General features: G+C 75.9%; 23 protein-coding genes. 11 read left to right on the top strand and 12 right to left on the bottom strand.

Features of this window, described 5'->3' with window-relative positions; genetic code table 11:
• Nucleotides 1–58 precede the first annotated feature (58 nt).
• The 4 genes from ACI797_RS23500 to eutC all read left to right on the top strand — a co-directional run bounded on the left by ACI797_RS23500 (nucleotide 59) and on the right by eutC (nucleotide 4,358).
• Nucleotides 59–673, top strand: coding sequence for a TIGR03086 family metal-binding protein (locus ACI797_RS23500; protein ID WP_456861959.1), 615 nt, complete (start codon nucleotides 59–61; stop codon nucleotides 671–673).
• A 191-nt stretch (nucleotides 674–864) separates the two neighbouring features.
• Nucleotides 865–2,217 (top strand): MFS transporter, encoded by a 1,353-nt coding sequence (locus ACI797_RS23505; protein ID WP_456861961.1) that lies wholly within the window; start codon nucleotides 865–867, stop codon nucleotides 2,215–2,217.
• An 18-nt stretch (nucleotides 2,218–2,235) separates the two neighbouring features.
• Complete coding sequence (locus ACI797_RS23510; RefSeq protein WP_456861963.1) at nucleotides 2,236–3,651, top strand: ethanolamine ammonia-lyase subunit EutB; 1,416 nt, start codon at nucleotides 2,236–2,238, stop codon at nucleotides 3,649–3,651.
• Nucleotides 3,648–4,358, top strand: coding sequence for an ethanolamine ammonia-lyase subunit EutC (gene eutC / locus ACI797_RS23515; protein WP_456861965.1), 711 nt, complete (start codon nucleotides 3,648–3,650; stop codon nucleotides 4,356–4,358). Before ACI797_RS23510 ends, eutC begins: the two co-directional genes overlap by 4 nt.
• Here eutC and ACI797_RS23520 read toward each other — a convergent pair.
• The gene (locus ACI797_RS23520; protein ID WP_456861968.1) at nucleotides 4,355–5,647 is read right to left on the bottom strand and encodes a PP2C family protein-serine/threonine phosphatase; all 1,293 of its coding nucleotides are present in this window, start codon (nucleotides 5,645–5,647) and stop codon (nucleotides 4,355–4,357) included. The two genes, eutC and ACI797_RS23520, sit on opposite strands and share 4 nt — an antisense overlap.
• Before the next feature lie 48 nt (nucleotides 5,648–5,695).
• Entirely contained in the window at nucleotides 5,696–5,923 is a 228-nt protein-coding gene (locus ACI797_RS23525) for a hypothetical protein (protein ID WP_456861970.1), read from the bottom strand.
• Nucleotides 5,924–5,940: 17 nt separating this feature from the next.
• Between ACI797_RS23525 and ACI797_RS23530 the strand changes: the two genes are divergently transcribed.
• Nucleotides 5,941–6,582: a hypothetical protein gene (locus ACI797_RS23530; RefSeq protein ID WP_456861972.1), complete on the top strand. Its 642-nt coding sequence runs from the start codon at nucleotides 5,941–5,943 to the stop codon at nucleotides 6,580–6,582.
• 318 nt (nucleotides 6,583–6,900) lie between these two features.
• Here ACI797_RS23530 and ACI797_RS23535 read toward each other — a convergent pair whose 3' ends face one another.
• On the bottom strand, nucleotides 6,901–7,857 hold the full coding sequence (locus ACI797_RS23535; RefSeq protein ID WP_456861974.1) for a helix-turn-helix domain-containing protein: 957 nt from the start codon (nucleotides 7,855–7,857) through the stop codon (nucleotides 6,901–6,903).
• 197 nt (nucleotides 7,858–8,054) lie between these two features.
• Here ACI797_RS23535 and ACI797_RS23540 point away from each other — a divergent pair, with 197 nt between their 5' ends.
• The gene (locus ACI797_RS23540; RefSeq protein WP_456861976.1) at nucleotides 8,055–8,882 is read left to right on the top strand and encodes an alpha/beta hydrolase; all 828 of its coding nucleotides are present in this window, start codon (nucleotides 8,055–8,057) and stop codon (nucleotides 8,880–8,882) included.
• 14 nt (nucleotides 8,883–8,896) lie between these two features.
• On the opposite strand, the gene ACI797_RS23545 is transcribed toward ACI797_RS23540, so the two are convergent.
• The 4 genes from ACI797_RS23545 to ACI797_RS23560 are packed head-to-tail and all read right to left on the bottom strand — an operon-like array spanning nucleotide 8,897 to nucleotide 15,288.
• On the bottom strand, nucleotides 8,897–9,334 hold the full coding sequence (locus ACI797_RS23545) for a YccF domain-containing protein (RefSeq protein WP_456861978.1): 438 nt from the start codon (nucleotides 9,332–9,334) through the stop codon (nucleotides 8,897–8,899).
• A 40-nt stretch (nucleotides 9,335–9,374) separates the two neighbouring features.
• Nucleotides 9,375–12,743, bottom strand: a complete 3,369-nt coding sequence (gene cydC / locus ACI797_RS23550; protein WP_456861980.1) for a thiol reductant ABC exporter subunit CydC — start codon at nucleotides 12,741–12,743, stop codon at nucleotides 9,375–9,377.
• Nucleotides 12,740–13,759: a cytochrome d ubiquinol oxidase subunit II gene (cydB, locus tag ACI797_RS23555; protein ID WP_456861982.1), complete on the bottom strand. Its 1,020-nt coding sequence runs from the start codon at nucleotides 13,757–13,759 to the stop codon at nucleotides 12,740–12,742. Before cydB ends, cydC begins: the two co-directional genes overlap by 4 nt.
• Before the next feature lie 11 nt (nucleotides 13,760–13,770).
• On the bottom strand, nucleotides 13,771–15,288 hold the full coding sequence (locus tag ACI797_RS23560; RefSeq protein ID WP_456861984.1) for a cytochrome ubiquinol oxidase subunit I: 1,518 nt from the start codon (nucleotides 15,286–15,288) through the stop codon (nucleotides 13,771–13,773).
• A gap of 113 nt (nucleotides 15,289–15,401) precedes the next feature.
• On the opposite strand from ACI797_RS23560, the gene ACI797_RS23565 reads away from it, so the two are divergent.
• Nucleotides 15,402–15,743, top strand: a complete 342-nt coding sequence (locus ACI797_RS23565) for a BlaI/MecI/CopY family transcriptional regulator (RefSeq protein ID WP_456861986.1) — start codon at nucleotides 15,402–15,404, stop codon at nucleotides 15,741–15,743.
• A gap of 3 nt (nucleotides 15,744–15,746) precedes the next feature.
• The gene (locus tag ACI797_RS23570; RefSeq protein WP_456861988.1) at nucleotides 15,747–16,679 is read left to right on the top strand and encodes a M56 family metallopeptidase; all 933 of its coding nucleotides are present in this window, start codon (nucleotides 15,747–15,749) and stop codon (nucleotides 16,677–16,679) included.
• 7 nt (nucleotides 16,680–16,686) lie between these two features.
• Here ACI797_RS23570 and frdD read toward each other — a convergent pair whose 3' ends face one another.
• From frdD to ACI797_RS23595, 5 genes are read right to left on the bottom strand one after another with little or no spacing between them, the layout of a single operon-like run.
• Complete coding sequence (gene frdD / locus ACI797_RS23575) at nucleotides 16,687–17,034, bottom strand: fumarate reductase subunit FrdD (protein ID WP_456861990.1); 348 nt, start codon at nucleotides 17,032–17,034, stop codon at nucleotides 16,687–16,689.
• Nucleotides 17,031–17,420, bottom strand: coding sequence for a hypothetical protein (locus tag ACI797_RS23580; protein WP_456861992.1), 390 nt, complete (start codon nucleotides 17,418–17,420; stop codon nucleotides 17,031–17,033). The genes frdD and ACI797_RS23580 overlap by 4 nt, the downstream gene beginning before the upstream one ends.
• The gene (locus ACI797_RS23585; RefSeq protein WP_456861994.1) at nucleotides 17,417–18,166 is read right to left on the bottom strand and encodes a succinate dehydrogenase/fumarate reductase iron-sulfur subunit; all 750 of its coding nucleotides are present in this window, start codon (nucleotides 18,164–18,166) and stop codon (nucleotides 17,417–17,419) included. The genes ACI797_RS23580 and ACI797_RS23585 overlap by 4 nt, the downstream gene beginning before the upstream one ends.
• A 2-nt stretch (nucleotides 18,167–18,168) precedes the next feature.
• Nucleotides 18,169–19,923, bottom strand: a complete 1,755-nt coding sequence (gene frdA / locus ACI797_RS23590) for a fumarate reductase (quinol) flavoprotein subunit (protein ID WP_456861997.1) — start codon at nucleotides 19,921–19,923, stop codon at nucleotides 18,169–18,171.
• Entirely contained in the window at nucleotides 19,916–20,143 is a 228-nt protein-coding gene (locus ACI797_RS23595; RefSeq protein WP_456861999.1) for a hypothetical protein, read from the bottom strand. Before ACI797_RS23595 ends, frdA begins: the two co-directional genes overlap by 8 nt.
• Before the next feature lie 142 nt (nucleotides 20,144–20,285).
• Here ACI797_RS23595 and ACI797_RS23600 point away from each other — a divergent pair, with 142 nt between their 5' ends.
• From ACI797_RS23600 to ACI797_RS23610, 3 genes are read left to right on the top strand one after another with little or no spacing between them, the layout of a single operon-like run.
• On the top strand, nucleotides 20,286–20,777 hold the full coding sequence (locus ACI797_RS23600; RefSeq protein WP_456862001.1) for an inorganic diphosphatase: 492 nt from the start codon (nucleotides 20,286–20,288) through the stop codon (nucleotides 20,775–20,777).
• A complete protein-coding gene (locus tag ACI797_RS23605) occupies nucleotides 20,774–21,841 on the top strand; it encodes an epoxide hydrolase family protein (RefSeq protein ID WP_456862003.1) in 1,068 nt (355 codons plus the stop codon). The genes ACI797_RS23600 and ACI797_RS23605 overlap by 4 nt, the downstream gene beginning before the upstream one ends.
• 5 nt (nucleotides 21,842–21,846) lie before the next feature.
• Nucleotides 21,847–22,215, top strand: coding sequence for a VOC family protein (locus ACI797_RS23610; RefSeq protein ID WP_456862005.1), 369 nt, complete (start codon nucleotides 21,847–21,849; stop codon nucleotides 22,213–22,215).
• Nucleotides 22,216–22,263: the final 48 nt, after the last annotated feature.

A 22,263-nucleotide genomic window follows, 5' to 3' on the forward strand; every position in this document is an offset into this window, starting at 1 on the left:
GGCCGATTCTGTCGCGAATCTTCAAGACCCGCGGCCACCCCTGGAGTGGGCTGGGGGCATGACGAACACGACCGCGAAGCCCGAAGCCCTGCAGGTCCGCACCGCTGCCGAGCTGGCCGCGTCCGCCGTCGCCGCCGTCCCGGCCGACCGCTGGACCGCGCCGACGCCGTGCGCCGACTTCGACGTCCGGGCCCTCGTCGAGCACCTCGCCTGGGGAGCGCTGCTGTCGCTGCACGCGGCCCGCCGGGAACCGCTCGAGCGCGACTGGAGCAGCGCCGGGCCGCCGCCGTTCCTCGCCGGCCTGCCGCCGCAGGACTGGGCGCCCGCCGTGGCGCAGCAGCTGCGCGCCGCCGCCGACGCCTGGGGCGAACCCGGCGCCTGGGAGGGGGAGACGGTGATGGGGACGTCGCCGATGCCGGCCGCCGCCGTCGGGCCGATGATGCTCGCCGAGTTCGCCGTCCACGGCTGGGACGTCGCCCGGGCGGTGGGCGCGCCCTACGACGTCCCCGAGGAGCTCGGCCGGACCGCGCTCACCGCCGTGGAGGGGATCGCGGCGATGGGCCGCGACGGCGGGTGGTTCGGCGCCGAGGTGCCGGTGCCCGCCGATGCACCTGCCTTCGCGCGGGCGCTCGGCCTCGCCGGCCGCGACCCCGTCGGGACGGCGTCCGTGTGAGAGCGCCGCCACAGGAGCCGTTGCCGCCGTGGGCGGTGACGGCTCCTGTGGCACGACGGTGGTTCGTCTCACGCCCGATTCCCGGGCGAGGAGCGGCATGAGCGCCGGGAGCCGGGGCACGGTGGAGAGGAACGGGTGCCCGAGGTCGTGTGCTCTTCCCTGCCCCTCGCCCTCCCGAGAGACGAACTCCCATGACGACTCCTCCCTCGCTGGCGCGCGCCCGCGTCCCGGTCGCGGACCTGCTCCGCTCGACCGCCTCGCGCGCGCCGGAGCCCTCGACGTCGCGGCTGCGCGCCGCCGTCACCGCCCTCTTCGTGCTCGACGGCGCCGTCTTCGGCAGCTGGGCCGCGCGCGTCCCCGACGTGGCCGCCGGGGTCGGCGCCGGCCACCGCACGCTCGGCATCGCGCTGCTGTGCCTCTCGCTCGGTGCGCTGGTGTGCATGCGCGTCACGGGGGCGTGGTGCGCCCGGTTCGGCGCCGGGCGGGTGGCCGCGGTGGCCGCGGTCGCCGTCTCCGCCGGTGCGGTCCTGCCCGGTCTGGTGGCCGGCGTCCCCGGGCTGTGCGCGGCGCTGTTCGTGTTCGGCGCCGCGACCGGCATGGTCAACGTCGCCGCCAACTCCGTCGGCGTGGAGGTGGAGGCCCGCGTCGGCCGGCCGATCCTGTCGGGCCTGCACGCCGGCTTCAGCCTCGGCGGGCTGGCCGGCGCGCTGCTCGGCGGCGCCGTCTCCTCCCTGCTCGGCGTGACCGCGCACCTCGCGCTGGTCGCCGCCGCCGGCCTGTTCGTCAGCGCGTGGGCGCTCCCGGCTCTCGTCGGCGCCCCGCGGTCCACCGCGCCGCCGGACGCGCCGGACGGCGCGGACGGCCCGCGCCGTCGGCCGACCGCCGTCCTCGTCGTGCTCGGCGCCATCGCCGGCTGCACCGCGTTCGGCGAGGGCGCGCTCACCGACTGGGGCGCGCTGCTGCTGCGCGAGGAGCTCGCCGCCCCGGCGACCGTCGCGGCGGCGGGGTACGCCGGGTTCTCCCTGGCCATGGCCGCGGGCCGGCTCGCCGGCGGCCGGCTGCTGCAGGCCGTGGGGGAGCGGCGGCTGCTGGTCGGCGGCACGCTGCTCGCCGCAACGGGCGCCCTCGCCGCGGTGACGACGTCGTCCCTGACCGTGGCGCTCGCCGGCTTCGTGCTGGTCGGGCTCGGGCTGGCCAACGTGTTCCCGCTGGCCGTCGCCCGCGCCGGGCTGCTCGGCGGCGCCCGGGGCATCGCCCTGTCCACCACCGTCGGCTACACCGGCCTGCTGGGCGGCCCGCCGGTGATCGGGCTGCTCGCGGAGTCCGCCGGCCTGCCGGTGGCGGTCGGCTCGGTGGCCGTCCTCGCGGTGGTCGCCGGCGTCCTCGTGCTCACCGTGTCCGGCGAGCGGGTCCGGCTGCCGCGGCCGCGCACCCTCCTCGACCGGGCCGTCGCCGGGGTGGGGCGCCTGCAGCCGGCGGTGTCCGGCTTCGGGCACGGCACCGGCGTGTACGTGCGCGAGCTCACCACCCTCGTGCCCGACTGATCCTGGTTCACTGCCCGCATGACCGTCCGCCGCGGCACGCTGGCCGGGCACACGTACGAGTTCGGCTCGCTGGCCGACCTGCTGGCCAAGGCCACGCCGCCGCGGTCCGGCGACGTCCTCGCCGGCATCGCGGGAGGGTCGGCGGCGCAGCGGGTGGCCGCGCAGGCCGTGCTCGCCGACCTGCCGCTGGCGACCTTCCTCGAGGAGCAGGTCGTCGGCTACGACGAGGACGACGTCACGCGGCTGGTCCTCGACACCCACGACGCCGCCGCCTTCGCACCGGTGGCGTCGCTGACGGTCGGGGAGTTCCGCGACCGGCTGCTGCAGTGGGCGGCCGACGGCGACGAGGCGTCGATCGGCGGGCTGGCCCGCGGGCTGACCCCCGAGATGGTGGCGGCGACGTCGAAGCTGATGCGCAACGCCGACCTGGTCGCCGTCGCCCGGCGGACCCGGGTCGTGACCGGGCTGCGGAGCACGCTCGGCCTGCCGGGCCGGCTGGCGTCGCGGCTGCAGCCGAACTCGCCGACCGACGACCCGCTGGAGGTCACCGCGTCGGTGGTCGACGGCCTGCTGCACGGCTGCGGCGACGCCGTCATCGGCATCAACCCGGCCACCGACTCCCCGGCGCGCACCGTGGCCCTGCTGCACCTGCTCGAAGAGGTCATCGACCGGTACGGCATCCCCACGCAGTCGTGCGTGCTCGCCCACGTCACGACGACGCTGCGCGCGCTGGAGCAGGGCGCGCCGGTCGACCTGGTGTTCCAGTCGGTGGCCGGCACGCAGGCGGGCAACCGCTCGTTCGGCGTCACGCTGGACCTGCTCGCCGAGGCGCGGGCCGGCGTGCGGGCGCTCGGTCGCGGCACCGTCGGGCGCAACGTCGTGTACTTCGAGACCGGGCAGGGGTCGGCGCTGTCGGCCGACGCGCACCGCGGGGTGGACGGCGTCCCGGTCGACCAGCAGACCCTCGAGGCCCGCGCCTACGCCGTCGCCCGGCACTTCGAGCCGCTGCTGGTGAACACCGTCGTCGGCTTCATCGGCCCGGAGTACCTCTACGACGGCAAGCAGGTGCTGCGCGCGGGGCTGGAGGACCACTTCTGCGGCAAGCTGCTCGGCCTGCCCATGGGCGTCGACGTCTGCTACACGAACCACGCCGAGGTGGACGGCGACGACACCGACGCGCTGATGCTGCTGCTCGGCGCGGCGGGCTGCACCTTCCTCATCGCCGTCCCCGGGGCCGACGACGTGATGCTGCACTACCAGTCGCTGTCCTTCTCCGACGTCCTCACCACCCGGCAGGTGCTCGGCCTGCGGCCGGCGCCGGAGTTCGAGGCCTGGCTGGCGCGGATGGACCTGCTCGACGACGCCGGCCGGGTGCGCGCGCTCGCCCCCGACGCGCCGGCGGCCCGCGCGCTGCTCGCGGCGGCGTCCCGGTGAGCGACGCGGCGCCGGACGCCTGGGCCGTGCTGCGGTCGGCCACCCGGGCCCGGGTGGCCCTCGGCCGGGCCGGCGACGCCCTGCCGACGGCGCGGGAGCTGGAGTTCCGCGCCGCGCACGCCGCCGCCCGCGACGCCGTCCACGCGCCGCTCGACCGGGGCCGGGTGGCCCTCGACGAGGTGCTGGAGGTGCGCTCGGCCGCCCCCGACCGGGCCACCTACCTGCAGCGCCCTGACCTCGGCCGGCGGCTCGCCGAGGGCACGTCGCTGGACCGGACCGACGCCGACCTCGCCGTCGTCGTCGCCGACGGGCTCTCGCCGCGCGCGGTGCACGAGCACGCCGCGGGCGTCACCACCGCGCTGCTCGCGCGGCTGCCGGGCTGGTCGGTGGCGCCGGTCGTGCTGGCGCACCAGGCGCGGGTGGCGCTGGGCGACGCGATCGGCGCGGCGCTCGGCGTGCGCGCGGTGGTGGTGCTGATCGGGGAGCGGCCCGGGCTGTCGGCCGCCGACTCCCTCGGCGCGTACCTGACCTGGGACCCGCGGCCCGGCCGGGTGGACGCCGAGCGCAACTGCGTCTCCAACATCCGCCCGCCGCACGGGCTGACGTACGCGCAGGCCGCCGACACCGTCGCCGCGCTGCTCACCGCCGCCCGCCGGCTCGGCGCGTCCGGGGTGGCGCTCAAGGACGAGTCCGCGCTCACGCCCTAGCGGCTCTCCGGCTTCGCCTCGGGGATGTCGGGCGCCAGCTCGTCGTCGCGGGGCGGACCCTTCCACTCGACCAGCAGGAGCGACGCGTCGTCGCTGGTGCGCCCCCGCCGCGCGGCCATGAGCGCGTGCGAGAGCCGGCGCACCGTCTCGGCCGCGGCCAGTCCCTCGGCGGTGGTCTCCTCGATCACCTCGCGCAGCCGGGCCTCGCCGAACTGCTCGCCCGCGACGCGCTCCTCGACCACGCCGTCGGTGAAGAAGAGCACCCGGTCCGCCGGCTCCAGCCGGGCGGTCTGCACCCGCGCCGGCCGCCCGTCGGCGAGCCCGACCGGCCGGGTGATCGGCCCGGTCAGCTCGCCGACCACCCGGCCGCCACGGACGTGCAGCGGAGCCGGGTGGCCGGCGTTCACCCAGCTCAGCTCCCCGCTGGCGGTGTCCAGCCGGCCGATCTGCGCGGTGGCGAACCTGCCCGGGAAGGTGGCGGCCACGGCGTGGTCCATGCGCTCGTAGAGCTCGGTCAGCTCGGCGCCGGACTGCCGGGCGTGCCGGTACGCGGCGATGACGACGGTCGCCATCGTGGCGGCCTCCAGGCCGTGCCCCATCGCGTCGAAGACGGCGACGTGCAGCAGGTGCTCGTCGAGGGCGTAGTCGAAGCTGTCGCCGCCCACCTCGTACGCGGGCTCGAGGATGCCGGCCAGGTCGACGTCGGGCGTCGTCATGGCCAGCGGCGGCAGGGTGTCGCGCTGCAGGCGGGCGGACAGGGTCATCGGCCGGGTGGCACGGGTCAGCTCGATGGCGTCCGTGTAGGCGGACTTGGTGACCACCAGGTCGGCCACCAGCCCGGCGAGGCGCTGGGCCAGCCGCCGGTCGCCGTCGGAGACGGCCGGCAGCGTGACGGAGAGGACGCCGACCCGGTCGGAGCCGTCGAGCATCGGCAGGTGGAGCCGGCGCCGTCCGTCGGGCAGCTCCGCCTCGACCGGCTCGTCGGTGCTGAACGCCCGTCCCTCCGGGGACTCGTGGATCGGCACCCGGTGCCCCGCCATGCCCCGCCCCGCCAGCGGCTGCAGGCTGACCTGGTCGTGGTCCTGCAGGTGGATCGCGACGTCGTCCCCACCCGCGGCCCCCACCTCCTGTGCCACCAGCGGCCCGACGAGACGGGGCGGGATGAGGTGCGCCCGGTCCAGCAGCGAGCCGAGCAGCGCCTCGCCGAGGCTCTCCTCCGCCGACCGGTCGCCCGCCCGGTCCCGGAAGCCGATCGGGGTGCTGCGCTGCTCCTCGTCACCAGCAGGCATGGGGAGTTCGATGCGCGCCCGCCCGCGTCGGTAAACGCGGGCCGCGGCTCAGGACCGGCGCAGCAGCCGGGCCAGCCGGTGGGTGCGACCGGCGGACAGCTCCTCGGCCGTCGGCGGCTCCGGCTCGGCCGCCAGCGCCGCGTGCCGCTCGCGCAGCCGCACGCGGACGTCGTCGGGCGTGTAGGACCGCCGCTGCCGCTCGTTGCGCGCGAGGACGGCGCCGGTGGCCGCCACCCCGGCGAGGCCGGCCAGTCCGAGCAGCTTCCACAGGCGCACGTCCGTAAGTTAGCGCCGTGCCCGCCCGCCGCGCCCTGCCGCTCGACGAGGCCGTCGACCTGACCCGCACCGGCGACGTCTGGATCTTCCGCGGCGGCTCGCCCGCCGACCGGGTCATCCAGGCGGTGACCAACGCGCCGGTCAACCACGTGGGCATGGCCGTCGTCCTCGACGACCTGCCGCCGCTGCTCTGGCACGCCGAGCTGGGGCGGTCGCTGCCCGACGCGTGGACCGGCGACCACCACCGCGGGGTCCAGCTGCACGACCTGCGCGATGCCGTCCTCACCTGGCGGCACCGGTACGGGCAGCGCGCCTGGCTGCGCCAGCTGGTCGGCCCGGCCGACGACGGCGGCGTGACCCCCGAGATGGAGGACGCCGTGCTGCGCACCGTCGCGCGGCTGGACGGCAAGCCGTTCCCGACCACCCGCGGGCTGGCGGCGGGCTGGATCAACGGCCGGCTGCGGCGTCGGACCACCACCGAGGCCGTCTACTGCGCGGAGCTCGTGGCGGCCACCTACACCGCGATGGGGCTGCTGCCGGCCGAGCGGCCGCGCAACTGGTACGACCCGGGCAAGTTCTGGTCCGGCGACGACCTGGAGCTGCAGCTGGGCGCCACGCTGGGCGACGAGATCGCCGTCGACGTGCCCGCCGCCGGCTGACGCACCTGCACACCCCATGGGGTGTGTTCCCGGGGTTCGGCTGCGCCGCTAGCGGGAACGGGCCGATCCGCAACCCGTGTCCACGATCCTGCCCCACCGTCGGGCCCGAGGTCCTCCGCCGCGAGCCGTTCGCCGCGGACGGCCTGCTGCCCGGCCCCGCCGCCATGCGCGCGGTGACCGCCCTGCTCGCCAGCGGCGTCCGGGGGGACGACTGGCTGGCCCGCGAGGGTGCCGCGGAGTTCGCCGTCCTGATCGCGGGGGGTCCGGACGGCGCCGAGGTCGCTGTGCGCCGGCTCGTGGGTGGCGTCGGCGGCGTCGTCACCGGGGTGGCGGCCGCCGCCAGTCCCGCGGGCTCAGCCCGTAGGCGTCGCGGAACCGCCGGCTGAAGTGCGACGGGTCGGCGAACCCCCACCGCCGGGCGACCATGGCGATCGACCGGTGCTCGGCGGCGGGGTCGGCCAACTCCGCGCGGGCGCCGGCCAGCCGCTGCTCGATGATCCACTGCTCGAGGCTCAGGCCGGCCGCCCGGCAGAGCCGGTACAGGTAGCGGGTGGAGATGGCGTGCTCCCGGGCGATCCGCTCGGGCCCGAGGTCGACGTCCCCGAGGTGCTGCCGCACGTAGGTCCGGACCCGGGTCAGCAGGGTGTCGGCGAGCGCGTCGCGGGCGCCGCGCCGACCGCCGGACGCCGAGGCGAGGAGCGCCCGCACCAGGTCGACGGTGGCCGCGGCGAGGCTCGCGACCACCGGGTCGCCCTCCAACCGGGGCGCGTCCCGGGTCACCTGGTCCACGTGCACGCGGACGAGGTCGTACATGGCGCTGCGCCCGATGGCCGGTGCCGCCGCCCGGACGGTGTCCACGGGCAGCCCCAGCCGGCTCACCGGGACGTGCAGCGCGCGGCCGGCGCCGTGGCCGGTCCACCGGAACTCGTACGGCGCGGTCAGCTCGGTCGTCGCGAGGCCGCCCGCCGGCACGGTGCGCCGCTCGTCGAACTGCTCCTGCCGGCCGGTGCCCCGTTCCTGCACCGAGACCGAGAGCACCTCCACCTCGCCGCTCCGGAGCAGCCGCGGCGGACGGACCAGGGAGAGCCCACCGCTCACCTCGGCGCGCAGCACGGCCAGCCCACCGAGGTCCCAGCCGTCCATCCGCGCCGACCACGGCCGGTCGGCGTCGTGCACGTCCACGCGGGAGGGCATCGTCGCCTCGATCATCGCCGCGGCGAACGCGGGGCGCCGGTCGGCGGGCGCCAGTGCGGCGGTGTCGAACAGCGTGGCCACGGGGCTCCCTCCGCAGAAGCTCTGGTCGGCGACGCTGCCTCGGCGCCGATCGTGGTGGGAGCGATTCCATCCTGTAAAGCCCCCGCCGGTGCGAGGACGGGCAGGCAGGGCCCGGAGCGTGGCGCGCAGGGACCACCGCGGTCGGCGGCGCGGCCCTAGCGTCGCCGTCGCCGATCCCCGCCCTCCGGAGGTGCTGCGTGGCCGAGCCCGACCGCGTCCCCGTCGTCTTCGTGCACGGACTGTGGCTGCACTCGAGCGGCTGGGCGCCGTGGGTGGAGCTGTTCACCGAGCGCGGGTTCGACGCGCATGCGCCGGGCTGGCCCGGCGACGCCGCGACGGCCGCCCAGACCCGGGCCGACCCCGGGGCGGTGGCCGACGTCGGCATCGCCGCGGTGACCGACTCCTACTCGGCCTTCATCTCCGAGCTGCCGTCGCCACCGGTGGTCGTCGGGCACTCCTTCGGCGGGCTGGTGGCCCAGCGGCTGCACGCGATGGGGTTCGCGCGGGCGTGCGTCGCGCTGTCGCCGACCCAGTTCAAGGGCGTGCTCGGCCTGCCGCCGGTGCAGCTGCGCAACGCGCTGCCCGTGCTGTCACGGCCCTGGCTGCTGCACCGGACCTGGATGCACTCGCCGGACAGCTTCCACCAGGCGTTCGCCAGCGCCGTCCCCCGGGAGGAGTCCGACGCGCTGTACGAGGCGCACGTGATCCCGGCGCCGGCCAAGCCGCTGTTCCAGGCGGGGCTGGCGAACTTCTCGCCCCGCAGCGAGGCGGCGGTGGACACCCGCGCGGAGCGCGGCCCGCTGCTGATGGTCGCGGCGGGGGAGGACCGCACCGTCCCGGAGTCGACGGTGCGCGCCGCCCACCGCATCCAGGCCAGGCGCAACGCCGGCGTCACGGGGTTCCTCTCCTTCCCCGGTCGCGGCCACTCCTACGGGGCCGACTCCGGGTGGCGCGACGTCGCCGACGCCGCGCTGGAGTTCCTGACCCGGCACCGCGTCACGGCCGCGCCGGCGGCGGCGGGGTAGCCCGGAGGAGGAGCTCAGCGCGCCGGCGCGGCGCCGACGGTCGTGCCGGCCCGGAAGTACGAGGAGGGCAGCTCGGTGTCGACCACGCGCTTGCCCAGGGGGAAGAGGCCGACCAGGGCCAGCTTGAACAGCGCGACGCCGAACGGGATCCCGATGATCGTCACGCAGTAGGCGATGCCGGCGAGCACGTGCAGCAGCGACAGCCACCAGCCGACCAGCACGAACCACAGCAGGTTGCCGACCGCCGAGGCGATGCCGGCACCGGGCGCCGGCACCGTCGTGCGCCCGAACGGGATCGCGGCGTACCCGGCCAGCCGGAAGCAGGCGATGCCGAAGGGGATCGTGACGATCAGCAGGCAGGCGAGGAGCCCGGCCAGCAGGTAGGCCAGCGCGAGCCACCACCCGGTCAGCACGAACCAGACGACGTTGAGGATCAACCGGAGTCCGTCCACACCCGTCTCACGAGCCGCGCCCGCGCCCCGTTCCCGTGCCTCAGGCGGCCACCGTCGCGGGCGCACCGAGGCGCACCACCGTGTCGCCGGGCTCCGCCAGGTCGTCGTCGTGGGTCACGCAGACCACCACCCGCCCGGCCAGGGCCGCGCGCAGGTCGCGGACGAGCGCCCGCGCCGTCGGCGGGTCGAGGTGCGCGGTGGGCTCGTCGAGCAGGACGACGTCGCGGTCGGCCAGCAGCGCCCGGGCCGCGGCCAGCCGCCGCCGCTCGCCGCCCGACAGCGCCGTGCCGCCGGCCCCGACCTGGGTGTCCAGGCCCTCGGGCAGGCCCGCCAGCAGGCCGCCGAGGCCCGTGGCGGCCAGCGCGGCCCGCATCCGCGCCTCGCCGCCCGGACCGGCCAGGGCGCCCCGCGGGGCGGCGGTGGCGAGGTTGGCCCGGATGCTCGAGGCGAACACGTGCGACTCCTGCGGCAGCCAGGCCGTCCGCGCCCGCAGGTCATTCCCGGCGATCCGCGCGGCGTCGACGCCCGCGACCTCGTAGCGGCCCGCTCGCGGGCGCAGCGCCGCCAGCAGGACGGCGAGGAGCGTGGACTTGCCCGAGCCGGACGGCCCGCGGACGACCAGCCAGCCGTCGGTGCCGGCCGCCGCGTCCAGCCCCACGAGGACGTCGGGACCGCCGGGCCAGCCGGCGGTCAGCCCGGAGACGGCGAGCTCGCGGACCGGTGCGGGCGCGGGCACCGGGTCGGCCGGGTCGGCCGGCACCGGGGCGGTGAGGACGGCGTCGAGCCGGGCGCGGGCGTCGGCGAGCGCGCCCCGCCGCCGCAGCGCCGCGACCAGGGCGGCCAGCGGCTCGGCCAGCGCCAGCGGCGCGAGGGCCAGCACCGCGACACCCGGGCCGTCGAGCGGACCGCCCGCGCCGACCGCCGTCGCGACGACCGCCGCGAGGCCGGACCCGAGGACGACGAGGCCGGTGCCCAGCGCCCCCGCCCGGGCACCGGTGCGCGCCGCGGCGCCCTGCCGGCCGGCCAGCGCGGCGAGGTCGGCCGCGGTGTGCCGGGCGAGCCCGTGCGCGCGCAGGTCGCCGGCGCCCTCGAGCACGGTGGCCGTCTCCCGCAGCGCGGTCACCGCCAGCGCGGCCTCCGCGCGGGCGGCGCCGGCGTCGACACTCCGGTGCACGAGGACGACGAGGGCGACGGTGACCGCGAGGACGAGCGCGACCGCCCCGGCCGCCGCGGGGTCGAGCAGCGCCAGCGCGCCCACGGTGCCGGCGAGGACGGTGGCCGCCACCAGCACCGGCGGCACCACGCGCACCGAGAGGTCCTGCACCAGGCCGACGTCGCCGACCACGCGGGCCAGCGCGGCGCCCGGCGTCCGGTCGGCGGCGACGCCCTGCGCGGCCAGGGCGCGCCAGACGCGCACCCGGGTGTCGGCGGCGAGCCGCAGCGCGGCGTCGTGGGCGGTCATCCGCTCGACCCAGCGCATGCCCGCCCGGCCGATGCCGAAGGCCCGCACACCGACGATCGCGACCATCAGCGTGAGGATCGGCGGCATCTCCGCGGCCCGGACGATGAGCCAGCCCGAGACCGCGGTGAGCGCGACGCCCGCCCCGGAGGACAGCATCCCCGCCGCGACCGCCTTCAGCAGCGCCCGCCGCGGCCACCGCAGCCCCCCGCCCGCCGCCGTCCGCCCCTCGCCGGTCGCCGTCCCCCCGCTTTCCGCACCGAGAGCGGAACCGCTTTCCGCGCCGAAAGCGGGACCGCTTTCGGCGCCGAAAGCGGGGGAGGGGGCCGGGGCGGGGGCGTCGGGGGCGGGGAGGTCGACGGTGCGGTCGGCGAGGGCGGCCAGCGCGGGATCGTGGGTGACCAGCACAGCCGTCACCGTGCCGCGCAGGTCGGCGAGCACGCGGGTGACCGTGGTCGCGGCGGCCTCGTCCAGGTGCGCGGTCGGCTCGTCGAGCAGCAGCAGGCGGGCGCCGCGGCGGATCCGCACGAGCGCGCGGGCCAGCGCCACGCGCTGCAGCTCGCCGGGGGAGAGGGTGGTGCACTCCCGTCCCGCGAGCGACGACGCCCCCACCCGGGCCAGCGCCTCCACGACGAGCGCCTCGCCCACCACCTCGTCGGCGTCCGGCTCGCTGCCCGCGTGCCGGCGCAGCTCGTCGGCGACGGTGGCCCCGGTGGTGCGCGGGTGCTGCGGCACGTACGCCACGGGCCCGACGCCGCTCACCGCCCCGGTGACGACGGCGGCCGGCGGCGTCAGCCCGGCCAGGACGGCGAGCAGCGTCGACTTGCCCGAGCCGCTGCGCCCCCGGACGGCGACCAGCTCGCCCGGCCGCACCGCGAGGTCGACCGGGGGCAGGGCCGCCACCGGACGGCCGGGGTAGCGCACCGACAGCCGGGACACCGCGACGTCGGCTCCGCGCGGGTCGTCGTCCGCCTCGCCGCGCACCACCGGCGGCACGGGCGCCGCGGCCAGCACGGCCCGCGCCTCGGCGGCCGCGAGGGTCGCGGCCTCGTTCGCGTGGTGCGTGGCGCCGACCGCGCGCAGCGGGGCGAACGCCTCCGGGGCGAGCAGCAGCGCGAACAGCCCGACGGCGAGCGCGAGCTCGCCGTGCACCAGCCGCAGGCCCACCGTCACCGCGACCAGCGCGACCGACAGGGTGGCGATCAGCTCGAGCACCAGCGCGGAGAGGAACGCCAGCCGCAGCGTGGCGAGGGTCTTCCGCCGGGAGGAGTCGCCCAGCTCGGCGAGGGCGGCGGCCTGGTCGGCGGCGCGGCCCAGGCCCACCAGCACGGGCAGCCCGCGGACCAGCTCGGCCACGTGCGCGGCGATGCGGTCCAGCGCGCGGGCGGCGGCGGTCGTGCCGTCGCGGGTGTGCTTGCCGACCAGCACCATGAACAGCGGCACCAGCGGCAGGGTGAGCGCGACGATCACGGCCGAGAGCAGGTCGGCCCGGGCGAGCACGAGCAGCAGCACCGGCGGCACGACGAGCGCCTGCGCGAACGCCGGCAGGAAGGCGGCCAGGCCGGGGCCGAGGTCGCCCAGCCGGGTGGTGGCCAGGACGGCGGCCGGGCCGGGGCCGCCGGCGGCCTCGACCGCGACCGGCTCGGCGGCCAGCCGGTCGAACAGCTCCCGGCGCAGCTCGTCCTCGGCCCGGCGGGCGTCGCGGGCGGCCAGCGCCTCCCCGGCGGTCTGCGCCAGCGCGCGCAGCGCGACGCCGGCGATCGCGACGACCAGCGGGGTGGTCGGGGCGCCGGACGACAGGCCGGCGACCCGGGCGATCGCCGTCGCCAGGCCGCCGGCGAGCAGGACCAGGCCGGCGGTGGAGACCAGCGCCGCGGCGGCGGCCCGGACCAGGGCACCGTGCAGCTCGGGCACGCCGGCGAGGGCGCCGAGCGGTCCGCGGGAATTCATGCGGGCAGGGCCTCCTCGTGCACCTCGTGCACCGGCTCGGCGGTCAGCCGCTTGCGGAACACCCAGTAGGTCCAGGCCTGGTAGGCGAGCACCACCGGCAGGCCGACCGCGGCGACCCAGGTCATGACGGTCAGCGTGTAGTCGCTGACCGACGCCTCGGCGACGGTCAGGTCGAACGCCGGGTCGACCGTCGAGGGGATGACCACGGGGTAGGCCGCGCCGAACAGCGTCGCCGCCGAGGCCGCCAGGAGGACGGCCCAGCCGGTGAAGGCCTGGCCCTCGCGGTCCAGCCGGATCCGGGTCCAGGTGACGACGGCGGCCAGCGCGGCTCCCACCCAGAGCACCGCGGTGACCGGGGTGCCGTACCGCAGGTGCACCAGCCCGGCCCAGGCGAGCAGCGGGAGGGCCGCGAGCGGCGACCAGCGCAGCGCGAACGCCCGCGCCCGCAGCCGCACGTCGCCGTCGGTCTTCAGCGCCAGGAACAGGGCGCCGTGCACCACCGCGAAGGCGGCCACGGCCACCGCGCCGAGCAGCGCCGACCAGTCCAGTCCGGAGAACGCGCCGCCGACCCGGTTGCCGGCGTCGTCGATCGGCAGGCCGAGCGTCGTCGCGCCCAGGGCGGCGCCGACGCCGAGGCCGGCGACCAGCGAGCCGGCCGTGATGACGTGGGTCCAGGTCGCGTCCCAGCGGGGGTCGTGGTGGGAGTGCCGCCACTCGAAGGCGACCGCCCGCACGATCAGGCCGAGCAGCACCAGCACGAACGGCAGGTACAGCGCCGGCAGCCAGCTGGCGTACCAGCCGGGGAAGGCGGCGAAGATCGCGCCGGCGGCGGTGATCAGCCACACCTCGTTGCCGTCCCAGACCGGGCCGATGGTGCGCAGCATCAGGTGCCGGTCGTGCCGCGAGCGGCCGAGCACCGGCAGCAGCGCGGCCACGCCGATGTCGAAGCCCTCGAGGAGCAGGAAGCCGGTCCAGAGCACGGCGACGGCGACGAACCAGAGGGTCTGCAGGTCCACGGAGGCGCTCCTCAGTACGCGAACGAGAGGACGTCGTCCTGCTCCGGCGTGCCCTCGCGGGGCTCACCGGGGGTCGGGGCGTCGTCGTCCGACGCGCCCTTCCGGACGAAGCGGGTGATCAGGAACAGCTCGATGACGGCGAGCACGCCGTAGACCGCGGCGAGCGAGATCAGCGACGTCCACACCTCGGCGGCGCTGATGCCGGGCGAGACGGCCTGCGCGGTGAAGAAGTACACCTGCTCGCCGACCGGCACGTCCGGGTTCGGGTAGACCACGAACGGCTGCCGGCCCATCTCGGTGAAGATCCAGCCGGTCGCGTTGGCGACGAACGGCGCGGCGACGGCGAGCAGCGATCCGTAGACGCCGATCCGCCAGGTCGGCACCCGCCCCTTCCGGGTGGCCCAGAGCGCGTAGGCGGCGACCGCGGCCGAGACCGCGCCCATGCCGATCATCAGCCGGAAGCTCCAGTAGGTCACCGCGAGCACCGGCGTGTAGTCGATCGGCTCGCCGGCCTTGTCCCCGAACGACGGGTCGTCGGGGTAGGTCTCGCCGTAGACCGCGGCGTACTCCTCCTGCAGCTCGTTGACACCCGGGACGGCGGTGGAGAAGTCGCCGTGGGCGAGGAACGACAGCAGCCCCGGCACGGTGATCGAGTGGACGTCGTCGCACTCGTTGGAGCCGAGCTTGCCCCAGGCGAAGACCGAGAACGGCGCCGGCGCCTCGGTCTCGCAGAGCGCCTCGGCCGAGCTCATCTTGAGCGGCTGCTGCTCGTACATGAGCTTGCCCTGCCAGTCGCCGGTGACCGCGACCAGCACGAACGCGGCCAGCGACACCCACCCGCCGAGCCGGACCGAGCGGCGCCACACCGAGTGGTCGACGTCGGCCGTGGGCCGGCCGGCGAGCGTGCGCCGGCGCAGGTGCCACAGCCCGATGCCGACCAGCAGCGCGCCCGCGACCATCAGCGAGGCCACGACGGCGTGGCTGTAGGCGGCCAGCGCGGTGTTGTTGGTCAGGACGGCGAGGAAGTCGACCTGCTCGGGGCGGCCCTCGTCGGTGAGGGTGACGCCCACCGGGTGCTGCATCCACGAGTTGGCCGCGATGATGAAGTACGCGCTGATCCACGAGCCGACGACCGCGGCCCACAGCGCGCCGAGGTGCAGCTTCCTGGGCAGCCGATCCCAGCCGAAGATCCACAGGCCGAGGAACGTCGACTCGAGGAAGAACGCCAGCAGCGCCTCCATCGCCAGCAGCGAGCCGAAGACGTCGCCGACGAACCGGGAGTACTCGCTCCACGCGAGGCCGAACTGGAACTCCTGGACCAGCCCGGTGGCCACGCCCAGGGCGAAGTTGATCAGGTAGATGCGGCCCCAGAACCGGGTCATCCGCAGCCACTCCGGCTTGCCGGTGCGCAGCCACATGGTGTGCATGACCGCGACCAGGACCCCCAGGCCGAGGGTCAGCGGGACCATGAGGAAGTGGTAGACGGTCGTGATGCCGAACTGCCACCGGGCGATGTCGAGCACGTCCACCGTGCGGTCTCCCTCTGTCGTACGATCGACGTGTTCTTTCTACGCCCTGTAGAAGACAATTTTCTACAGCCCGTAGAGGATCGGCGTGTGAGACCGGGAACAGGGAGGGACCTTTGGCCTCATTGGGAGAGCTGGAGCGCACGATCATGGACCGCCTCTGGGTGGCCGAAGGTCCCGTCTCCGCCGCTGACCTGCGCGAATCCCTGGCCGACCGGGGGCTGGCGCTCACCACGGTGCACACGGTGCTCACGCGTCTCGAGCAGAAGGGCTTCGTCGTCCACGACGACGCGCGGCCCCGCCGCTTCTCGCCGCGCGCGAGCCGCGAGGAGCACGCCGCGGAGCTCATGCACGAGGTGCTCGGGCAGTCCGCCGACCGGCAGGCGGTGCTGGCCCGCTTCGTCAGCAGCGTGAGCGAGGACGAGGCGAGGCTGCTGCGCGAGCTGCTCGCCGACTGACCCGTGCTGCCCCTGACGGCGATCGCGCTCGCCTGCCTCGCCGCGCTGCTCGCGTGGCCGGTGCCGGCGCTGCTCGCACGCGCCCGCTGGCCGCGCCGCGACCCGCTGGTGGCGCTGGTCTGCTGGCAGGCGCTGGGGCTGGCCGGCGGCCTGTCGATCATCGGCGCGCTGCTGGTGCACGGCCTGGCGCCGTGGGGGCACTCGCTGCCCGAGGCGGGGTGGGCGGTGCTGCGCGGGCACGCCGCCGTCGACCCGGTGCGCGGCGACCACTGGGTCACGCTGACGCTGGCCGGCGTGCTCGCCGCCGAGCTGCTCGGCGTCCTGGCGCTGTCGTGGGTGCGCACCGCGCGCACCCGCCGGCGGCACCGCGCGCTGCTGGAGCTGGTCGTGCAGCCGGCCGCCTCGCCCGACACCCGGCTGCTCGAGCACCCGGCGCCGGTGGCGTTCTGCATCCCCGGCGCCCGGCCGCTGCTCGTGCTGTCCTCCGGCATGGTCGCGGAGCTCGACGACGACCAGCTCGCCGCGGTCGTCGCGCACGAGCGGGCGCACCTGCGCGAGCGGCACCACCTGCTGCTGCTGCCGTTCGTCGCCTGGGAGGAGGCGCTGCCGGTGCTGCCGGCCGCCGCCCGCGCGCACGCCTCGGTGCGGCAGCTGGTCGAGATGCGGGCCGACGACGTCGCGCTGCGGCTGCTGCCCGACGGGTCGCGGCGGACCCTGGCGAAGGCGATCGTCGCGGTGGCCGGCGGCGCCGGGGGAGGAGCGGGGGTGCCGGCCGGTGCGCTCGCCGTCACCGGCAGCGCCACCGGGGCCCGCGTCGTCCGCCTGCTCGAGCCGGCGTCCCCGCTGACGGCCGCCGCCCGCTGGGGTGCGCTCGCCGGCGCCGCCCTCCTGCTGCTCCTCCCGACCCTGCTGCTGCTCCTGCCCGCCGTCCTCTGAGCCCCGCTCAGGCGGCGGACCAGAGGACGGCGAACGCGGCGACCGAGCCCACCGCCGCCGCGCCGTAGCAGAGCACCGCGACGGTGCGCCGCCGCTTGATCTGCAAGCCGTCGTACAGCGTGTAGCGGAAGCGGTGTGCGCTGTGCACCAGCATCAGCACGAAGAGGCCCAGCAGGACCACGAAGGTCAGCGGGTGCCCGAGGACGGCGCGCAGCTGCGCGTGGTCCGGCTCGAACCAGCCCAGCGGGACGGCGAGGCCGAACACGACCACCAGGACCGGCAGGAAGACCGCGGCGAGGACCCCGCCGGCGCTGAACATCAGCCAGACGAGGGGCTCCACCCGCCGTCGGGTCACCGGGTCACCAGCCACAGCACGAACAGCGAGACCACCACCAGGCCGGTGTACTGCCCGGCGATGATGTGGAACCGGGGCACCCTGCGGCCGTCGATCCGCACCTCCATCGCCTGCGGCGTCAGGCTGAACCAGGTCACCGTGTGCAGCAGCACGAAGACCAGGGCGACCGCGTTCAGCGCGATGACCCACGGCGCGGCGGCCCAGTCGAGGAAGCGTTCGTAGGCCGCCTCGCCCTGCCCGGCGGCGTACACGAGCAGCAGCAGGTACAGCACGAACCAGGCGATGAAAACGCTGCTCAGCTCGCGCAGCACGAAGACCAGGTAGGTGCGCTTGCGGGTCCACCACCAGGTGGAGACGCGCGGGTGGTGGAGACGGAGATCCGTCATCGCGCGCCCCGCGGGAGCACGAACGCCTTGACCGTCTGCAGTGCGGCCTTGAGCTTGTAGCGCTGGATGGCCGACGCGGGATCGACGTGCTTGGGGCACACCCGCGTGCACTCGCCGACGAAGGTGCAGCCCCAGACGCCGTCGTGCTGGACGAGGACGTCGAGCCGCTGCCGGTTGCCCACATCGCGGGAGTCGAGGTCGTACCGCTCGGCGAGCGCGATCGCGGCCGGGCCGATGAACTCCGGATCGAGCCCGTAGACCGGGCAGGCGGCGTAGCAGAGCATGCAGTTGATGCACATGCTGAACTGCCGGTAGACGTCCAGCTGCTGCGGCGTCTGGAGGAACTCCACGTCGGGCTCGACGTTCCGGTGGTCCTCCTTCGGGACGATCCACGGCTTGACCCGCGGCAGCTTCTCCATGAAGTCGGTGAGGTCGACCACCAGGTCGCGGACCACCGGGAAGTGCGCGAGCGGCTCGATGGTGACCGGACCGGGCGCGTAGTCGCTCAGGAACGTGCCGCAGGTCAGCTTCGGTTCTCCGTCGACGTCCATGCCGCAGCTGCCGCAGATGCCCATCCGGCACGACCAGCGGAACGACAGGGTGGTGTCGATCTCGTTCTTGACGTGGTTGAGCCCGTCGAGGACGGTCCACTCCTTCCGGAGCGGCACGTCGTACTCCTGCCAGTGCGGCCCCCCGTCGGTCTCGGGCCGGTACCGGGACACCTTCAGCCGGATGCTGTCCGCCATGGCTACCTGCCGTAGACCCGCTCGCCCGGGGGCCAGCGGGTGATGGTCACCGGGAGGCGCTCGACGCGCGACGTCCCGTCGGGGTTGCGGTGCACGAGCAGGTGGGTGAGGAAGCGGTCGTCGTCGCGGCCCGGGAAGTCGGTGCGCTGGTGCGCGCCCCGGGACTCATCCCGCTCCAGGCCGGCCCGGAGGATGCACTCGCTGACGTCGAGCATGTTGGCCAGCTCCAGGGCGGCCAGGAGCTCGGTGTTGAACGACCGGCTGGTGTCCGCGAGGCCGACGTTCCCGACGCGCTCCTGCAGGGCGGCGAGGGTGTCCGCGCCCTTCTCCATCTCGGGTCCGGTCCGGAAGATGCCGGCGGCCTGCTCCATCGTGGCCTGCATCTCGTCCCGGAGGGCCGCGATGCTCTCGGTGCCGGGCCCCCTGCCGAGCAGCTCCCGCTCCAGGCGGCGCACCTCGTCGCGGGCCTGCGCCTCGACCACGGACGGCGTCCTGCCCGCGGCGGCGGCGTGCTCCGCCGCGGCTCGCCCGGCCCGGGCGCCGAACACGAGGCACTCGGGCAGCGAGTTGGAGCCGAGCCGGTTGGCGCCGTTGATGCTCACGCAGGCGGTCTCGCCCGCGGCGTAGAGCCCGCCGAGCGGGGTCGCCCCGTCGATGTCGGTGGCGACCCCGCCCATCATGTAGTGGACCACCGGGCGGACGGGGATCAGCTCGTGGACGGGGTCGATCCGCTCGTACTTCAGGCACAGCTCGCGGACGAACGGCAGCTTGGCGTCGATGAGCTGCTCGCCCAGGTGCCGCAGGTCGAGGTGGACGACGTCGCCGTAGGGCGAGTCGACCGTCCGGCCCTTCTCCATCTCGTGCACGAACGCCTGCGAGAGGCGGTCGCGGGGGCCGAGCTCCATGCTCCGCAGCTGCGGCTCCAGCGTCGGCCTGCCGAGGTCGTAGTCCTGCAGGTAGCGGTAGCCGTCCTTGTTCAGCAGCCAGCCGCCCTCGGCGCGGGCGGCCTCGGTGATGAGGATGCCGGTGAACGGCAGCCCGGTCGGGTGGTACTGGACGAACTCCATGTCCTCCAGCGGCGCGCCCGCGCGGTAGGCCAGGGCCATGCCGTCGCCGGTGTTGATGGTGGCGTTCGTGGTGAACGGGAAGACCTTGCCGCAGCCGCCCGTGCACAGGACGACCGCCTTGGCGGTGATCGCCCCGATCCGGCCGCTCAGCAGCTCGATCGCCACGACGCCGTGCACCCGGCCGTCGTCGACCAGCAGCCGGGTCACGAACTGCTCGTCGTACCGCGTGACCTCGCCGAACCGGAGCGACGTCTGGAACAGCGTGTGCAGCATGTGGAAGCCGGTCTTGTCCGCGGCGAACCACGTGCGCATCTTCTTCATGCCGCCGAACGCCCGGACCGCGACGCGGCCGTCGGGTCGCCGGCTCCACGGGCACCCCCAGTGCTCGAGCTGCAGGAGCTCCTCGGGGGCCTCCCGGACGAAGGCCTCGATGGCGTCCTGGTCGCCGAGCCAGTCGCTGCCGGAGACGGTGTCGTAGCAGTGCTCGTCGAGGCTGTCGTCCTCGGCGATCACCCCGGCCGCGCCGCCCTCGGCGGAGACCGTGTGGCTGCGCATCGGGTAGACCTTGGACACCACGGCCACGTCGAGCCGGGGGGAGGTCTCGGCGATGGCGATGGCGGCGCGCAGCCCGGCGCCGCCCCCTCCCACGATCAGGACGTCGTGCGCGGCGCGCACGACGCCGTCACTCACCGCGCCACTCCTCGTCCCTCAGCACCTTGCCGTTGTGGTGGACGACCATCCGGTGGCAGCTGCCGTCGTGGAACTCCTCCCGCGTGGTCCGGCAGCCGCACGACCAGCGCAGGTCCTCCGTGACCAGGCCCTGGTGGTCCTCGGTCAGGTACTGCTCGCCCCCGTGCCGGTGCCCGCACGGCGCGAGCCTCGGTTCGAACGTGGCAGCGGTTGCACTCACGGCCCACCACCCCCGGCGCACGGAGAGCGACCTCGAACGGGCAGGATGAGCGTGCTCCGCGTGGCCCGGAATGTGAAGGGATGCGGCGACGCGGGACGTCCCCCGGCTTGCGGGGGCCCGGAACGCGGGCCAGGGTCGCGGCGTGGACGTCGACGTGATCGTCGAGATCCCCAAGGGGTCCCGGAACAAGTACGAGTACGACTCGACGGTGGGGCGGATCCGGCTGGACCGCACGCTGTTCACCGCCACCGGCTATCCGGCCGACTACGGCTTCGTGCCCGACACCCTCGCCGAGGACGACGACCCGATCGACGTGCTGCTGATGGTCGGTGAGCCCACGTTCCCCGGCTGCCTGGTGCGGGCGCGGATCATCGCCGTCTACTGGATGCGCGACGAGGCCGGCCCGGACGCCAAGCTGCTGTGCGTGCCGGCCGAGGACCCGCGGTTCGCGCACCTGCACGAGCTCGAGGACGTGCCGATGCACCAGATCGCCGAGTTCTGGCACTTCTTCGACGTCTACAAGCAGCTCGAGCCCGACAAGACGACCGAGATGGGCCACTGGGAGCAGGCCGCCGGCGGCGTGAAGGCGCTGGAGGACGCCCGGCGGCGCTTCGTCGAGCAGCAGCAGGCGTGACCGACGTCGCGGCGTTCCGCGTCGAGGTGCCGCAGGCCGACGTCGACGACCTCGCCGAGCGCCTCCGCCGGACCCGCTGGCCGGTCGAGCAGGACCTGCCCGGGGAGCGCGGCATCGCACCGGCCCGGGTGCGCGAGCTGGCCGCGCGCTGGGCCGGCGGCTGGGACTGGCGCGCGCACGAGGCGGCGCTGAACGCCTTCCCCCAGGTGACGACGACGATCGACGGCACCCGCGTGCACGCGCTGCACGTGCGCTCGGCCGACCCCGGCGCCGTGCCGCTGGTGCTGCTGCACGGCTGGCCCGGCTCGGTCGTGGAGTTCCTGCGGGTGCTCGAGCCGCTGAGCGCCGGGCACCACCTCGTCGTCCCGTCCCTGCCGGGCTTCGGCTTCTCCGGCCCGACACCGGACGGCGGGTGGACGCCCGAGCGCATCGCCCGCGCCGTCGCCGAGCTCGTCCACCGGCTCGGGTACGACCGGTACGTCGTGCACGGCGCGGACTGGGGGTCGCACGTCGGCCGGGACCTGGCCCGGGTGGACGGCGACTCGCTGCTGGGCCTGCACGTGACCATGACACCGGGCGTCGACGTGCGCGGCGACGCAGCGGCCGCGGCCCGGTGGGACCGCTACCGCGGCGAGCTCTCCGGCTACAACAGCCTGCAGTCCACGCGGCCGCTGTCGCTGGCGCCGGCGCTCACCGACTCGCCGGCCGGGCTGCTGGCCTGGATCGCCGAGCGGTTCGCCGAGTGGACCGACCCGGCGAGCGAGATCGACGTCGACCAGCTGCTGGCGAACGTGGCGGTCTACTGGTTCACCCGCACCGGGCCGTCGTCGGCGCAGATCTACTGGGAGCGGGCGCACGCGCCGACGCCGGCGTGGGCGCGCGGCGTCCCTACCGGCGTGGCCGTCCTGCCGCACGACCTCGCCCGGCCGCCGCGCGCGGCCGTGGCCGACGCCGTCGACCTGGTGTCGTGGACCGAGTTCGACCGCGGCGGCCACTTCCCCGCGATGGAGGTGCCCGACCTCCTCGTCGACGAGCTGCGCCGGTTCGTCCGGCTGGTCGGCTGACGCCGGTGCTCGGCCTGGGCGTGGTCGTGCTCGGCGTCACCGACGTCGAGCGGGCGGCGGCGTTCTGGACCGCGGCGCTGGGCTACGAGCGGCGGACCGACGGCTTCGGCGGCTGGGCGCTGGTCCTCGTGCCGCCCGGCGGCGGGCCGGGGCTCGCGCTGCAGCGCAGCCGGACGCCGCCGCAGGACCGGCCGCGGCTGCACCTGGACCTGCACGTGGCCGATGCGGCCGAGCAGGCGGCCGAGGTCGAGCGGCTGGTCGGGCTCGGCGCGCAGCGGGTCGACTGGCCGGACTACCCGGAGGACCCGGACTTCGTCGTCCTGGCCGACCCGGAGGGCAACCGCTTCTGCGTGGTCGACCTCGGCCACCGCTGAGCCGTGGCCGGCCCGGTCAGCTCAGCCGTCGACCAGCGGAGCGAGCGC

The organism is Geodermatophilus sp. SYSU D00691, assembly GCF_054050275.1.

Coding starts and splice junctions, on each gene's coding strand:
- ACI797_RS23500 (WP_456861959.1), top strand. CDS start 59: ATGACGAACACGACCGCGAAGCCCGAAGCCCTGCAGGTCCGCACCGCT.
- ACI797_RS23505 (WP_456861961.1), top strand. CDS start 865: ATGACGACTCCTCCCTCGCTGGCGCGCGCCCGCGTCCCGGTCGCGGAC.
- ACI797_RS23510 (WP_456861963.1), top strand. CDS start 2,236: ATGACCGTCCGCCGCGGCACGCTGGCCGGGCACACGTACGAGTTCGGC.
- ACI797_RS23520 (WP_456861968.1), bottom strand. CDS start 5,647: ATGCCTGCTGGTGACGAGGAGCAGCGCAGCACCCCGATCGGCTTCCGG.
- cydC (WP_456861980.1), bottom strand. CDS start 12,743: ATGAATTCCCGCGGACCGCTCGGCGCCCTCGCCGGCGTGCCCGAGCTG.
- ACI797_RS23580 (WP_456861992.1), bottom strand. CDS start 17,420: ATGACGGATCTCCGTCTCCACCACCCGCGCGTCTCCACCTGGTGGTGG.
- ACI797_RS23585 (WP_456861994.1), bottom strand. CDS start 18,166: ATGGCGGACAGCATCCGGCTGAAGGTGTCCCGGTACCGGCCCGAGACC.